The 15085-nt window shown below is 60.1% G+C and carries 12 protein-coding genes and 2 pseudogenes; 5 read left to right on the top strand and 9 right to left on the bottom strand.

The window, feature by feature from the left end:
- Nucleotides 1-34: 34 nt before the first annotated feature.
- The gene (locus QNJ43_RS00475) at nt 35-1060 is read right to left on the bottom strand and encodes a class I SAM-dependent methyltransferase (protein WP_300466487.1); all 1026 of its coding nucleotides are present in this window, start codon (nt 1058-1060) and stop codon (nt 35-37) included.
- A 49-nt stretch (nt 1061-1109) separates the two neighbouring features.
- Here QNJ43_RS00475 and QNJ43_RS00480 point away from each other — a divergent pair, with 49 nt between their 5' ends.
- Nucleotides 1110-1322: a hypothetical protein gene (locus tag QNJ43_RS00480; RefSeq protein ID WP_300466489.1), complete on the top strand. Its 213-nt coding sequence runs from the start codon at nt 1110-1112 to the stop codon at nt 1320-1322.
- Between the two features lie 77 nt (nt 1323-1399).
- Here the strand turns inward: QNJ43_RS00480 and QNJ43_RS00485 are convergent, their stop codons facing one another.
- Nucleotides 1400-1855: a hypothetical protein gene (locus QNJ43_RS00485; RefSeq protein WP_300466491.1), complete on the bottom strand. Its 456-nt coding sequence runs from the start codon at nt 1853-1855 to the stop codon at nt 1400-1402.
- A 96-nt stretch (nt 1856-1951) separates the two neighbouring features.
- On the opposite strand from QNJ43_RS00485, the pseudogene QNJ43_RS00490 reads away from it, so the two are divergent.
- Nucleotides 1952-2927: pseudogene (locus tag QNJ43_RS00490) on the top strand (IS3 family transposase).
- 104 nt (nt 2928-3031) lie between these two features.
- Here the strand turns inward: QNJ43_RS00490 and QNJ43_RS00495 are convergent.
- Together QNJ43_RS00495 and QNJ43_RS00500 are read right to left on the bottom strand one after the other, a co-directional pair.
- Complete coding sequence (locus QNJ43_RS00495) at nt 3032-3310, bottom strand: hypothetical protein (protein ID WP_300466493.1); 279 nt, start codon at nt 3308-3310, stop codon at nt 3032-3034.
- A gap of 322 nt (nt 3311-3632) precedes the next feature.
- Nucleotides 3633-3989, bottom strand: a complete 357-nt coding sequence (locus QNJ43_RS00500; RefSeq protein WP_300466495.1) for a hypothetical protein — start codon at nt 3987-3989, stop codon at nt 3633-3635.
- A 275-nt stretch (nt 3990-4264) separates the two neighbouring features.
- On the opposite strand from QNJ43_RS00500, the gene QNJ43_RS00505 reads away from it, so the two are divergent.
- Nucleotides 4265-5386, top strand: coding sequence for a PAS domain S-box protein (locus QNJ43_RS00505; protein ID WP_300466497.1), 1122 nt, complete (start codon nt 4265-4267; stop codon nt 5384-5386).
- A gap of 206 nt (nt 5387-5592) precedes the next feature.
- On the opposite strand, the gene QNJ43_RS00510 is transcribed toward QNJ43_RS00505, so the two are convergent.
- Together QNJ43_RS00510 and QNJ43_RS00515 are read right to left on the bottom strand one after the other, a co-directional pair.
- On the bottom strand, nt 5593-5910 hold the full coding sequence (locus QNJ43_RS00510; protein ID WP_300466499.1) for a hypothetical protein: 318 nt from the start codon (nt 5908-5910) through the stop codon (nt 5593-5595).
- Entirely contained in the window at nt 5900-6391 is a 492-nt protein-coding gene (locus QNJ43_RS00515; protein ID WP_300466501.1) for a DUF192 domain-containing protein, read from the bottom strand. Before QNJ43_RS00515 ends, QNJ43_RS00510 begins: the two co-directional genes overlap by 11 nt.
- 383 nt (nt 6392-6774) lie before the next feature.
- Here QNJ43_RS00515 and QNJ43_RS00520 point away from each other — a divergent pair, with 383 nt between their 5' ends.
- Nucleotides 6775-7128 carry a hypothetical protein gene (locus QNJ43_RS00520; RefSeq protein WP_300466503.1) on the top strand — a complete coding sequence of 118 codons (354 nt, stop codon included), beginning with the start codon at nt 6775-6777 and terminating at the stop codon, nt 7126-7128.
- A gap of 429 nt (nt 7129-7557) precedes the next feature.
- On the opposite strand, the gene gyrA is transcribed toward QNJ43_RS00520, so the two are convergent.
- Nucleotides 7558-10368 (bottom strand): DNA gyrase subunit A, encoded by a 2811-nt coding sequence (gene gyrA, locus QNJ43_RS00525; RefSeq protein ID WP_300466505.1) that lies wholly within the window; start codon nt 10366-10368, stop codon nt 7558-7560.
- A gap of 265 nt (nt 10369-10633) precedes the next feature.
- Between gyrA and QNJ43_RS00530 the strand changes: the two genes are divergently transcribed.
- Complete coding sequence (locus QNJ43_RS00530; protein WP_300466506.1) at nt 10634-11410, top strand: MarC family protein; 777 nt, start codon at nt 10634-10636, stop codon at nt 11408-11410.
- A gap of 332 nt (nt 11411-11742) precedes the next feature.
- Here QNJ43_RS00530 and QNJ43_RS00535 read toward each other — a convergent pair.
- Nucleotides 11743-14908 (bottom strand): annotated as a pseudogene (locus tag QNJ43_RS00535) (efflux RND transporter permease subunit).
- Nucleotides 14905-15081, bottom strand: a complete 177-nt coding sequence (locus QNJ43_RS00540; protein WP_300466508.1) for a hypothetical protein — start codon at nt 15079-15081, stop codon at nt 14905-14907. The pseudogene QNJ43_RS00535 and the gene QNJ43_RS00540 overlap by 4 nt, the downstream one beginning before the upstream one ends.
- Between the last annotated feature and the right edge of the window lie 4 nt (nt 15082-15085).

The raw sequence follows: 15085 nt of genomic DNA on the forward strand, positions 1-15085 counted from the left end.
GATAAAAGCCCGACCTCGTTCGCTCGTCTTCATTTCATGGATCCTTTCGGGCGACAAAAAACCCGCCTTGCGGGCGGGTTTCGAATTCTCGAACAATTGCGAACCTAGCTATTTCGGCACGATCACAGCGAACGCCTAATATCCGTATTAGTCGGGTTCCCACGCTCTCGAAATATCGATCGAACTTTGCCGTCCAAGATGCAACATGGCCGTAATTATCAAGCAGGATCACACCGCCACCACGCATCCGTTCAACTGCCCAATCCAGGATCTCTTTCCGATAGCCCATGTCTAGGTGGAGGAAGCAGAGACGATCAGGCTCACACTCCTGAAGCGTCTTCTCAACCATGCCTTGATAGAGCCGGCACTCACCGTCGCAGAAGGCCAGCCGTTTCTTGATTTCGTCCAGGCACATGATTGCTTCGGGATTTTGACGCGGCCATGTATCAAATGAGTCGAACCCGTGAACTGCGCGGATATCGCCGGCATCCTGCATCAACCGCATCAGGTGCCACAGGCTCGCCCCCTGGCACACGCCAACCTCAGCGACATCCCCAAGAAATTGCAGTGCGAAGTTGGCCACCTGCCTCAGGAAAACGATCGTCTCGAACAGCATCATCGATACTGGCACTCCGAGCTCATGTGGGACAGTGCACTCCATCGCCAGCTTGTGGAACTGGCATATGATCTCCTGTTTGAACGGCTGCCGGCTATCCACATCGACAAGCGCAGATTGCATTTCGGATATCTGGTCAGGATCGACATAAAGGGAGTGCTCATCGCGCTCCGCCGAAACGGGCTCGACTGCGAACTCGCGAAACCTCATGCCATGGAACCGCGGGTCGTTGCCGACCACACGCACGATCATGTGCAGTAGAAAATTGATCAAATGCTTCGTGTAGTCGTTGAACCCCACCAGAACGAAGTGCTTGGCGACGATCCGGCTGTATAGTGCATTCAGCGTTGCCTTATCGATGGCAGCACCGATATGTCTCGACAAATATCCATTTAGATCCGTTTTCGAATCTGAAACAATCTGACTATCAACACTATGCTTCACTCTTTTTCCCCTGCGTTAGTTTCAGGGAACGATAAGAGGATGTCCGATCATGAGAAATTATCAAGTTAAAACAGGTCGCAAAGAACCAGTTTTTTCGGAGGAGAATGCCCTCTCCGCACTTGATGACGCGCTTGATCTCTGGCTAATCGAACGCGAAAGCGCGACCCCGGGTGAAGGCATGAGCGTTGGCTCACTGCAAGCGACATTCGCACTCATGCTCGACGCGCGGGTCAGCACTCAGCACCAAGGCATGGACGCGTAACCTTTAAACAATATCAACACGGTATCTCTGTGCGTTAGCGCGTTCCCGGCACGCCAGATCTCGCGCAGCGTCTATTCCTACACCTGTGCTCCCGCAAAATTACCCATGATGAGCGGGGGCGCCAGACATGCAGCGCTGGGAGCAGCGTTGCAATATCTATTGTAACCCATGTTATAGAGGCTCGCCCCGCTGAAATGAATCGAGTTTGACACCGAGTCGACACTTGGAAGCACATAGCTGCGCACAGCGAACGTGTAATTTTCTCCATCTGCATCGGCATCACCGACGGACGCCATGAACGTCGCCAAATCCGCTGTCTCGTCCCAATCCTGGCATGACTCCCCAACAAGAAACAGCGTGTCGGATCGAATGAAGGTTTCCTCCCTCAATTGATCGATCAAGGTCGCGCGGTCGGCGGTAATCTCCGCCTGCGTGCGCCCATTGAGTGCATCAGTCTCGCCTTGCTGGATCGTCACGATATCGAAGGTGCTTTTGCCGATCAAAGACAGAGCCGCCGAAACGTCGGTGAGCATGTCGACGTAGCGTACTAAGCTACCCCCGGAAAGTCGGACAATGACGGAAGCTACGATTTGCTTTCTGCTGGTCTCCAAGCGCAAGGAGATCAAAGCATGTCGAAACGCAGGAACCATGACGCGAGCTTCAAGGCTCGTGTGGCGCTGGAAACCGTCAAGGGCGCGCGTACCGTGTCAGAGCTGGCCACGGAATACGATGTGCATCCGACGATGATCCATCAGTGGAGTTTGGAAGGTGGAAAACAATTCAGTGAATCTTTTTCCCGACAAACGCGCTGCTCGAGGGAGCTCCAACATCTTCGAACGCAGCGGGAAGAAGAAGACCGAGGTCGACGAGGAGAAGGTGGGTCGCTGCACGCCAAGATCGGAGAGCTGGTCGTCACCAACGTTTTTTTGTCACGAAAACTCAAGCCCTGGACCGGCAAGTAAGGCGCGGGATGATCGAACGCTCCCACCCCACGCTGTCTATCGGTGCGCAATGTCGCCTGCTGTCGATCTACCAGAAGCCCAACAGCAGCAAGCCCACCAAGGGGCACAAAACCTCCCCTTTCCTGCTGGGTGGTCTGCGGATCGGTCGTGCCAACCAGGTCTGGTGCGCCGACATCACATATCCGCCGATGCAACGAGGCTTTCTCTGCCTGGTTGCTACCATGAACTGGTTCACCCGCAAGGTGCTGGCCTGGCGCCTCTCGAACACGCTGAAAGCAGACTTCTGCATCGAGGCGCTGAACGAGGCGGTCCACCGCTTCGGCCCGCTGGAGATCATGAATTCCGATCAGGGCTCGCAGTTCATGTCTTTCGCCTAGGCCGACCGGCTGAAATGGGCCGGCACCCGGATCTCGATGGACGGCAAAGGGCGCTGTCTCGACAATATCTTCATTGGCGATCCCTGAAGTATGAGTGCATCTATCTGCACGCATGGGAGACTGGCTCGCAGGCCAAGGCCGGCGTTGGCCCATGGATCATCTTCTACGATCACCAGCGGCCCCACGCCGCCCATGGCGGACAGCCTCCCGCCGTGGTCTACTTCAACCAGATCGAAACCGACCAGCAGGGCCAGAGGGTAGCTTAAATCACCCCGGAAACTGTCCAGGGATCGGGGAGTAGCTCAATATCCGCGTCGTTCGATCCGTAGACGCAGCCCGGAAAAATGCCGGATCTAACACCAAATAGCTTTCAGACTTTTGCTCGAAAACCGGCATTTTCTGTACTGAAAAATTCTGTAAAATTATTGATATTATTGAGATAACTTCGGCCCTCTAAGCTGTCGGTCGCAGGTTCGAATCCTGCCGGGGGCGCGAGATTTTCGAGGCCGGATTTTCGGGGCCAGATTTTCAGGGAAAGCAACGCCCTTCCCAACTTCCGATCCTCGCCCCCAAAGCTCTCCCCCGTTTCCTCTAGCAGCCTTCCCGGCATTCGAGCACTCACACGCGTGCCGGATGTCTCGTCGCGCATGAATTGGCTGAAATACCATATGTATTTTTATACATATAATATCCGTTTCCCTAATATTACGATTTCTTATCTTCTTATATGGTTTTAATGCCACGTTCCGAATTGTCCGGTTCTTTTCTGGAGTGGCGATGCGTTCGCACGATCGTACCCCCTTGGTTCGATGACATATCGAATCATGTTTCTGGTCTGTTTTTACGTCGTCCTCAGCACGGCGCTGCTGGGTCTGCTCGTCTACAATCAGGTCAGGACCCATCACCAAGGACAATGCGGTCGCCTCGATCGCCGCGGAAACTCACCAGATGGCGCGGCGGTTCGACCGGGTTTATTCCGCACTCGCCAGAGACCTGCGCACCGTTGCCGAGACACCCTCGCTGAAAGGATTTGTCCGCAGCAGGGAGAACGGAGGGATCGATCCCGTTGACGGCTCACAACCGAGGCGCAATGGCGCGACCGGCTGAGCGAGACCTTTCAGGCCGTTCTGAACAGCAATCCCGAGTACCTCAAGTTCCGCTTCGTCGGCCTTGTCGATGACGGGCGGGAGATCGTCCGCGTCGTGCGTAGCGTGCGCGACATCATCTCGACACCGGACAACCACCTGCAGGCGAAGGGAAACGAACCCTATTTCCGCTTCGGCATCACCGTACCGACCGGTGAGGTCGCCTTCTCCGATGTGGCGCATGTGGGGCCGAACGCGGCGTCCGAGGAAAATCCGATCCTCGCCATTCGCGGCATGATCCCGATCGACGATGATCAGGGACAGCGTTTCGACCTCCTCATCCTCAATGCCGACTACGTGGCCCTACTCCACAACGCCACCGACAACGACACCGAACACAACGACAACCTCGCGGGTGCACGATCTGGCGGATCACCTGCTCCACACCACGCCATGAGCCGCACGAGCGGATCGACCTGCAATTGCGGTCAGACCCGATGCGGCCCGTCCCGAAGATCGTGTGCGAGTTGCTCGCGCGGGGAGAACCGGAAGGCCTGCTGGAGATCGGCGACACGGTTGCCTATTACCTGCGCGATCCGGGGCACTATTCCCAGCAATCCGCACAGATCGGCTTTGCGCTCCAGATACCCGTCGCAATCCTCTTCGGCGATGCGGACGCGATCAAGAAGCACGTCATCTACATCTGCATCATCACTACCCTCCTGTTTTCGATCATCGCGATCTTCTTCGCGAAATCCTTCATCCGGCCGCTCGGCTTCCTGACCAAACAGATTTCCGGCTCAACCAACGCGGAGCTTCTCAAGAAGCTGCCGATCGAGCGCGACGACAAGATCGGAGATCTCGCCCGCTCGTTCCGCGACAGGACCCAGGCGCTGATGGACAGCGAGGAATACGCCAACACCATCGTGAACAACGTGCCCGACGGCTTGATTTTGCTCGATGGTGTGGGCATCGTGGAGGAATTAAACCCGAACTGCGAACGCATGTTCGGATACCAGGCAGACGAAATTGTCGGAAAGCATGTGGAACGACTGCTGTCCGACGGCACATCGCAATATGACGAGACGTTTTCCGAAATCTTCGAGAAGCTGCAGGATCACTCGCAGCCCTTGCAGGCCCGGGAGCTGGAAGCCGTCACCGCCAAGGGAGACCGGTTTCCCATCGAAATCGGCATCAGCACCTTGAAGGTGAAGGGCATGACGAAATTCAGCGGCATCATTCGCGACATCTCCGAACGCCGCAAAATCGAACGGATCCGCACCGAATTCGTCGCCACCGTCAGCCACGAACTGCGAACGCCCCCCACCTCCATTCGCGGTGATCGACCAGCTTCTAGCGAAACCGCGCGCGGAGAAGGTCGAACAAATGCTGCAGATGGCGCAGAAGAACACCGCGCGGCTGATCCTGCTCGTCAACGACATCCTCGATTTCGAGACGCTGCAGGCAAACAAGGCAAATTTCCGGCTGATCCATTGCGATCTGAACCGCGAGGCGGCGAAGGCGGTGGAGATGAACACCACCTATGCGCAGGATCGCAAGGTCAAGCTGAAGGTCATCACCTCCAACGAACCGCTCATTGCCACCGTCGACCAGGATCGGCTGCAAAAGGTTCTCGCTAATCGATCTCGAACGCCGCGAAATATTCAGAAGAGGGCGCGAGCGTCGAGATTCGTCTGGAGCGGCACGACACGACGGCCTGCATCTACGTCATCGGATCACGGCGCCGGCATCCCGAAGAACTTTCAGAACCAGTTGTTCACACCCTTTAGCCAGGCCGATAGCGGGAATTCCGCCAAGAGTTCGGGCACCGGACTTGGCCTGCATATCACAAAGCGCCTGGTGGAAAGCATGGGCGGGGAGATCGCCTTCGAGAGCGCGGAGGGCCACGGAGCGACCTTCTGGGTTGCGTCTCCGCTGTTCGTGCCTCAGCCGCGGCGGCACGGGCTATCGCCTCCTCGGCCTGCATCTGGAAGAGGACCGGAATTTCGCCGAGGTTCTTCAGGCCGAACTGGATTCCAAAATCGAACTGATCAACGAAACCACGTTGAAAGGCGCGAAACGCCATTTGCAGGCCCACGAGTTCGATCTCGTCATCATCGATATCGATCTTCAGGGCGAGAACAGGCTGGATATCATCGAACACATCCCTGCCCCAGAGCGGACCGCCATCCCGGCTGGATCTGCAACTGTTTCGCCGTCCCCGCGACCACTTCCAGCACATAGCGCACCAGAACGCCGGACGGGATGACGTTTTCCGAAAGCGGCGTGGTGTCGTGGGCGATCCGACCGATGGCTCCATTCTCGCGGATAAAGATCATGTCGAGCAGCACGTAGGTGCTCTTCATCCAGAAACTGACGGGTTGCTGGCGCTGGAAATCGAACAGCATGCCCGTTCCCTCCGGCACCGATTTTCGAAACATCAGCCCGCGCGCGCGATCCTTTTCCAAAGCGACCACCTCGACGCGGAATTCCCATTGGCACCCGTACTGGTTTTCGATGCGCAGAGTCTGCATGTCCACAGCCCGCGCAACGCCCGCGCTTGTACCCGCGACCGTCAGCAAAAGGGCGAATATCGCCACGAGCCTCGACAGAGCGAAAGCACGGGGAGCGGCGAAGTGGGACATGGCTCTTCTCCTGATGAACGGCCGGGCGGCGCAGCCGGCCCCGTCTTATGCCACGGAATCGAAATGCGGTCGCGCCCTAACAACGAACGCAAGGCTCCCAGCGTTTTCAAGGCGCGCGAGTCTCCCAGCACCGCAGGACCAGCGATTGCAACCGCCCGATCCCGCCCGCAAAGGGACGTCACTTGCAATAATTTTGAACCCCGGACCAACACGTTAGAGATGCGGCTACGTATTCGAGGGAACGTATGCGGTTCAAGCGCGTTGATGATGAAAGGAGAGGAGCGGCGAAAGCGACCCATCTTTATGTGACCCCCGTCACGGCAATTTGGGCCTTAGCGAGGCAAAGTGACCCCAATGAAGCCGGAACAGCAGGGAAAATCGTCATGACCTACACAGAACACAGCACCTTCCGCATTCCGTTACCGTTCAATATCCGTCCGCATGAGCTGCTGGTCGCCACCGCCGGTGCGATCACCGTCTTCTCGCTGGCGATGTTCACCGCGGGCTTCGGATCGGCCGCCTCCGACGACGCGACCGCCGCTCCCGTCAAGGGCGATCAGCTGACGATTGCGCAAGAGGATGCCTGCGCCGGTCAGGCCTGGGGTCACTGGAACGCCGAGTGCCTGCGCACGCTGGCGGAAAAGCACGACATCAGCGTCGCCCCCAGCCGCACCGTCGAATTCCGCGACGCCGGCCGCCGCCTGTCGGTTCTGGTGAAGGAGCCCGCAAGCCCCTGATCGCGGCGAACCCATAGAGCTCGATCGCCATTTACGAAATCAGGGCCGACCGGTAGCAAACCGGCGGCCCTGATTTCGTTTGATGTGCGCGGCACGAATGAATGGGACGACGCGGGTGCGAAAGCTCTCCCCTCTCTCCACCGTCATTGCCCGGCGAAGTTCGGGCAATGCAGCAGGCAGCCGCATATGCGGGAAGTGCTGGATCCTCCGAACTTCGCCGGGGGATGGCGAACCGATAGATTGGCGTGGGAGCCGAGACGATAGGCAAGCGCCGGAACCCCACTTACCTGCAAACGTCACTCCGCGAAGTGCCTTCCTCCCAACAGCGCCCCCTGCCCGTTCCCCCAAACCCCGCTGCACCAACGAAAAGGGCCTCTCTCCCAGCCGGGAAAGAGGCCCAAATCCTTATCCAATCAAGCCCGGAACGGCCTACTCTTCGGAGCCCTCATCAGGCGCTTCGGAGCCATCCTCATCCGGGCCTTCGGACGCCTCGCCGTCGGGAGCATCCTCGCCATCGATGTCCTCGTCCTCATCGTGCTCGCCGTTCACATCCTCGGAGATGCGTTCCACGGCCACGACGTGTTCGTCATCGGCGGTGTGGAAGACGGTCACGCCCTGGGTCGAACGTCCGGCAACACGGATGCCGTCCACCGGGCAGCGGATCAACTGGCCACCGTCGGTCACCAGCATGATCTGGTCCGCATCCTCCACCGGGAAAGACGCGATCAGATTGCCGTTGCGCTCGTTCACGGTCATCGCCGCGATGCCCTTGCCGCCGCGACCGGTGATCCGGTACTCGAACGACGAGGTCCGCTTGCCGAAGCCGTTTTCCGAAACGGTGAGGATGTGCTGCTCGATCGCGCTCATTTCGACGTAGCGCTCTTCCGACAGCTCGCCGCCGCTGACCGCTCCGTCTTCGCCTTCCAGCGTCACGTCTTCCGTCTCGCCGCGCATCAGGCGACGGCGCTTGAGGTATTCGGCACGCTCGTCCGACGTCGCATCGAAGTGGTTGACGATCGACATCGAAATCACGCTGTCGCCGTCGGCCAACGAGATGCCCCGCACACCGGTCGACGACCGGCTCTGGAACAAGCGCACCGCAGTAACGGGGAAGCGGATCGCCTGGCCGAGTGCCGTCGTCAGCAGGACGTCGTCGCTCTCGCGGCAGGTCTCGACATTGATGATCGAGCCGTCCTCTTCCTCAAGCTTCATGGCGATCTTGCCGTTCCGGTTCACCTGCGTGAAATCGGACAGCTTGTTACGCCGGACCGAGCCCTTGGTGGTCGCGAACATCACGTCCAGCTCGCCCCAGGTATCCTCGTCCTCGGGCAATGGCATGATCGTGTTGATGAATTCGCCCGGCTGAAGCGGCAGCATGTTGACCAGCGCCTTGCCGCGCGAGGTCGGCCCGCCCAGCGGCAGGCGCCACACCTTCAGCTTGTAGACGATGCCGCGCGAGGAGAAGAACAGCACCGGCGTATGCGTGTTGACGACAAAGAGGCGGGACACGAAATCCTTCTCCTTCATCGCCATGCCGGAGCGGCCCTTGCCGCCGCGCCGCTGCGCCCGATAGGTGTTGAGCGGCACGCGCTTGATATAGCCGCCGTGGGAAACGGTCACGACCATTTCCTCGTGCGCGATCAGGTCCTCATCTTCGAAGTCCGCCCCACCTTCCACCAGTTCGGTGCGGCGCGGGGTGGAGAATTCGTCGCGAACGGCGACGAGTTCGTCCTTGATGATGGAGAAGATACGCGGACGCGAGCGCAGGATATCCAGATAGTCGGCGATCTGCTCGCCCAGACCGGTCAGTTCGTCGCCGATCTCGTCACGCCCCAGAGCCGTCAGGCGCTGCAGACGCAGGTCGAGAATGGCGCGCGCCTGTTCTTCCGAAAGCCTGTAGGTGCTCGCTTCCGAAACCTTGTGGCGCGGATCGTCGATCAGCTCCACCAGCGCGGCCACATCGCAGGCCGGCCAGTCGCGCTCCATCAACTGCCCACGCGCGGTTGCCGGATCGGGCGCATGACGAATGAGCTTGATGACCTCGTCGATATTGGCGACCGCAATCGCCAGACCGACCAGGACGTGGGCCCGGTCGCGCGCCTTGGCCAGTAGGAACTTGGTGCGGCGGCTAACGACTTCCTCACGGAAATCGATTAAGGCGCGCAGGAAGTCCAATAGGCCGAGCTGCTGCGGGCGACCGCCGCTCAGCGCCACCATGTTGCAGCCGAAGCTCTGCTGCAGCGGCGAGTAGCGGTAAAGCTGGTTGAGGATGACGTCGGCCACCCCGTCGCGCTTCAGCTCGATGACCACGCGCATGCCCGAACGGTCGGACTCGTCACGGATATCGGAGATGCCCTCGACGCGCTTGTCGCGAAAAAGTTCGGCGATCTTTTCGATCATCGTCGCCTTGTTCACCTGATACGGGATCTCGTGGATGATCAGCGCTTCGCGGCCCGAGCGGACCTCTTCCGTCGTCACCCGACCGCGCATCAGCACAGAGCCGCGCCCGGTCTCGTAAGCAGAGCGGATACCCGCCTTGCCGAGGATGAGGCCCGCAGTCGGGAAATCCGGACCGGGCAGAACCTCCATCACCTCGTCGAGCGTGGCGTCCGGATTGTCGATCATCAGGATGGTGGCGTCGATGACCTCGCCCAGATTGTGCGAGGGGATGTTCGTCGCCATGCCGACCGCGATGCCACCCGCGCCGTTGACCAGCAGGTTCGGGAACCGTGCCGGGACGACCGAAGGCTCGCTTTCGGAGTTATCGTAGTTATCCTGGAAGTCGACCGTGTCCTTGTCGATATCGTCAAGCAGCGTGTGCGTGACTTTCTGCAACCGGCACTCGGTGTAACGCATGGCGGCGGCGGGGTCGCCGTCGACGGAGCCGAAATTGCCCTGCCCCTCGATCAGCGGCAGGCGCATGGAGAAATCCTGCGCCATGCGCACCAGCGCGTCGTAAATCGCGCTGTCGCCGTGAGGGTGATATTTACCCATGACGTCGCCGACCACGCGGGCCGACTTGCGGTACGGCTTGTTCCAGTCGTAGCCGTTTTCGGACATCGAGAAGAGGATGCGCCGATGCACGGGCTTAAGGCCGTCGCGTACGTCGGGGAGCGCACGCGACACGATCACGCTCATCGCGTAATCGAGATAGCTGCGCTTCATCTCCTCGGCAATCGAAACGGGCTTGATTTCCGACGGCAACCCGCCGAATGACGTCGTATTGTCCTGGTCTGCCAAGAATAGTCTCGTCGGTTGGAAACGATTCTTACGATCTTATAGCCGATTCCAAGCCGCGAACCAAATGCTGCGCCTGCAAATTAGGCGACATTTCCCTTATTTTCCGATATTTACTAAGGGTCCGACAAGCTACACACAACAATGTGGCGGCGAAGCGCCGGTGGCTTGGGCGCCTCCCGGCAGCTATGGAGGCGAAGCGGTTCGCAATGCGCCAGAAAATGGCGCGCCAAATTGCCCGAAAGCGCCCTGTTAGCCGGAGCCCTTTATGATTGCCGATTACCTGATAAATGCCTTTGCGACACTTTTCCTCACCGTGGATTCCATCGGTCTGGCGCCGATGTTCCTGGCGGTGACGGCGGGCACCTCGAGCGCGGTGCGACGCTCGATCGCCGTCAGGACGGTGTCGATCGCGGCGGTGCTGCTGATGGTCTTCCTGTTCGGCGGCAAGACGCTGTTGAGCGTTCTGGGCATCTCGGTGCCCGCCTTCCAGGTCTCCGGCAGGCTGCTGCTGTTCTACATCGCCTTCGAGATGATCTTCGCCCGCCGCCAGAAGCGCAAGAGCGCCACGGCGGACAAGCTCGCCAATCCGGACACAGATGATGACATGGCCGAGCATTCGCACGACATCGCGGCCTTCCCGCTGGCGATCCCGCTGATCGCCAGTCCGGCCTCCATCAGTGCGGTGATCCTTCTCGCCTCGCAGGCGAGCGACACCATCGAACTGACGGGCCTGATCGTCGTGACGTTGATCATCGTCGGCTCATGCTTTGCGATCGTCCTCCTCGCCGACCACATCGAGCGCTACATGGGCAACACGGTGCAACTGGTACTGACCCGTCTCCTCGGCGTCCTGCTGACCGCCTTGAGCGTGCAGTTCGTCGCCGACGGCGTCGGGCGTTTTTCGTGGTTTGAGAAAGGCGCAGCTCCCGTTTGGGGGAGATATTCCATGGATACAGAGCCTCCGACACCCCTCACCCGACCCTGCGGTCCGACTTCTCCCCATGGGAGAGGTGATCAGGCCGGGCTCAAGCACTCTGAATAGTTCTACGTTTGCCCCTGCGCACAGCCAACAGCTCGCTTGTCATCCCCGCGCAGACGGAGAGCGAGTAACCACAGGGTTACCGCATGGGGTTCGACGGCTGGCCTCAAGGGATGCTGGATCCCCGCTTCCGCGGGGATGACAGTTCCGGACAAAACGTGCCCATTTCGAGCCCCCCGTCGGGAAACGCCCAATAACCGAAAGAAGCCCCCATCTCTCCCCCATCATCCCCCGGCTTCGTCCGGGGGATCCAGCACGCTCCGCATATGCCGCTGCCCGCTGGATTGCCCGGACGAAGCCGGGCAATGGACGGAAGATGGTTGTCTTCCCCCCTCCTACTTGCCGCTCATCGGCTTGCCGTCATCCCTGAGCACCACGTAGATCGCCGGAATAACCAACACCGTGAGCAATATGGAGGACGCCAGGCCGAACAGCAGCGGGATCGGCTTGAAGCGGATCGAGCCCGCCTCAAGCAACACATCCTTCAATGGCCGATCTTCGGATCACGCATGGCGGATGAAATCAACGAGCAGGATCGAATTGCGCACAATGATGCCCGTGAACGCGATGAAGTCGATCATCGAGGTGGCGGTGAACGGCGCATGGAAGAGCCAGTGGCCCAGCATGATGCCGATCAGCGTCAGCGGCACCGGCGTCAGGATCACCAGCGGCAGCTTGAACGAGCCGAACTGGCCCACCACCAGTAAGTAGATCCCCAGAAGCGCCACCATGAAGGCGGCCCTCATGTCGCGGAAGGTCACCCAGGTCACCTCCCATTCGCCGTCCCACGACAGCGCCACATTGGCATCGCTCACCGGCTGGCCGTGCAGAAGCACTTCAGGCTTTGGAAGATCGCCCCAGTCCGTCTCGTCGATCTTCTTCTGTACCGCCAGCATGCCACAGATCGGCGCCTCGTATTCGCCCGCGAGATCGGCCTGCACCATCTCCACCGGCCGCAAATTGTGGCGGTAGATCAGATACGAGCCCTTCTCCTTGCGGATCTTCAGCACGCCGCCCAGTTCCACGACTCCGCGCGAGCCCGGCAACGCATTGGCCGGAACGGGGGTTGCGAGCAGGCGTTCGGACAAGGTGCGTTCCGATTTCGGCAGCGCGACCGTGATCGCCACCGGCCACCGTCCCTCACCGCGATGGGAATAACCCACCGTGGTGGACCCCAGAAGCGACTGGATGGCGCTATAGACATCGGATTCGGAGATCCCGTGATATTCCAGGTTCTCCTGATCGATGGAGAAACGCAGCCGTTCCCGACGCTCGCCGTGCGAATTGTCGACGTTCACGATGAAGGGAACAGACTTGAAAAGCCCCTCCAGCTTGTCGGCAACCGCCCGGCGGGTCGGTGCATCGGAGCCATAGACCTCGGCCAGCAGCGTGGAGAGAACCGGCGGTCCCGGCGGCACTTCCACCACCTTGAGCCACGTGCCCTCAGGCACCTTCAACGCCTTCAGTCGCTTGCGAATCTCAAGCGCGATCGGATGGCTCTCGCGTTCCCGCTCGCCCTTGGGCAGCAGGTTCACCTGCAGATCGCCCAGTTCCTGGGATTCGCGGTAGAAATAATGGCGCACTAGCCCGTTGAAGTTGAAAGGTGCGACGGTGCCCGCATGGCTCTGGATGGAGGTGATTTCGGGAATGTCCATCAAAAGCTCGGCCGCAACATCGAGCGTGCGGCCGCTCTCCTCCAGCGACGTTCCCTCCGGCAGATCCAGCATCACCTGCACCTCCGACTTGTTGTCGAAGGGCAGCAGCTTGACCGTCACGTCCTCGGTGTAAAACAGCACCATGGAACCGATCGTTGCCGCGCCGACCAGCAGCAGGAATGTCCAGGCATGCGCCTTAGAGCCCAGAACGGGCCGCACGGCGATCCGATAGACGCGCCCGAGCAGGCCGCCCGCAGAATTGACGTCGCCCGGCTTTTCTTCCGCGTGATGGATCGGCGCGCGGCCCGCAAAGCGCATCATCAGCCACGGCGTCAGCACCACCGCGACGAAGAACGAGAACATCATCGTGGCCGATACATTGGCCGGGATCGGGCTCATGTAGGGACCCATCATGCCGGAGACAAACATCACCGGCAGCAGCGCCGCAACCACGGTCAGCGTGGCGATGACGGTCGGATTGCCGACCTCCGCCACCGCCTAGATCGCGGCCTGCGTTCTGGTTCGCCCGTCCTTCATCGCCCAGTGACGCGAGATGTTCTCGATCACCACGATGACGTCATCGAGCAGAATGCCGATGGAGAAGATCAGCGCGAACAGACTGACCCGGTTGATCGTGTAACCCATCAGTTACGCGGCAAACAGCGTCAGCAGGATCGTCGTCGGAATGACGATCAGTACCACCAGCCCCTCGCAGTACCACCAGCCCCTCGCGCCAGCCGATCGCAATGCCGACCAGCAGCACGATGGAAAGCGTCGCCAGTCCCAGATGGAACAGCAGCTCGTTGGCCTTCTCGTTGGCCGTGTCGCCGTAATCGCGAGTGATCTTGACGTCGATCGTATCGGGAATGAGCCACCCCTTGAGATCCTCGATATGGTGCAGGACCTCTTCGGCGATGACGACCGCATTGGCGCCGGGACGCTTGGCGACCGCGACCTCGACAGCGGGCAACCGCGTGACGCTGCCGTCCTTATGCCGCTCGATGTTCCAGGCGCGCGACTCCTCCTGCGACGGGCCGACGACGATGCGGGCCACGTACTTGACGTAGACCGACCGGTTATCGCGGGTGGTGATGAGCAGCATGCCGATATCGGGCACGCCGTTGAGCGTCTGCCCGGCGGCAACCTGCACCGAACGCCCGCCGTCGCGCAGATATCCAGCCATGAAGGAACTGTTGACCGCCTTCACCTTGCCCACGAGCTGATCGAGGGTCACGCCGTAAAGCGACAGCTTTTCCGGCTCCACGCGGATCTGATTCGCCGCCCCGCCGACCACATAGGTCAGCCCGACATTGTCGAGACGCGACAACTCGATGCGCAATTCGTCTGCGAGATCGTAGAGCCCGTCGGCGCTCCAGCGATCGGCGGCCTCCGGCTTCGGCGTCAGCGTGGCGACGACGATGGCGACATCGTCAATTCCGCGTCCGACCACCAACGGTTCCGGAATGTCGGTCGGAATGCGGTCCATGTTGGCGCGGATCTTCTCGTGCACCCGCAGGATCGCTTAATCGGAGCTGGTGCCCACATAGAAGCGCGCCGTGACCATGACCTGATCGTCGACCGTCTGGCTGTAGACGTGTTCCACACCGTCTATTGCCTTGACGCTGGTCTCCAGCGGCTCGGTGACGAGCTTCACCGCATCCTGGGCCTTCAGCCCGTTCGCCTGCACGATGATGTCGACCATCGGCACGGAGATCTGCGGCTCCTCCTCGCGCGGCAACGTGACGAGCGAGATCGCGCCCAGAACGAGGGCTACGAAGAGCAACAGCGGCGTCAGCGGCGAGCCGATGAAGCTGCGGGTCAGATTTCCCGAAAGCCCCAGCTTCATGGCGTCACCAGCGTATCGCCGACCTTCAGGCCGGACAGGATTTCGACGCCCGGTTTGCCGTCGATTTCATGGTGCTCGCCAAGCTGCACGACGATATCGAGCGGCTCGCCGCCCTCGCGTTTCAGCTTCACGAAATCGAGCCCGAAGCGTGTGGTGATGAAATCGTGCGGCACGATG

The sequence above is a fragment of the Breoghania sp. genome (assembly GCF_030066895.1).
Classification (GTDB): domain Bacteria; phylum Pseudomonadota; class Alphaproteobacteria; order Rhizobiales; family Stappiaceae; genus Breoghania.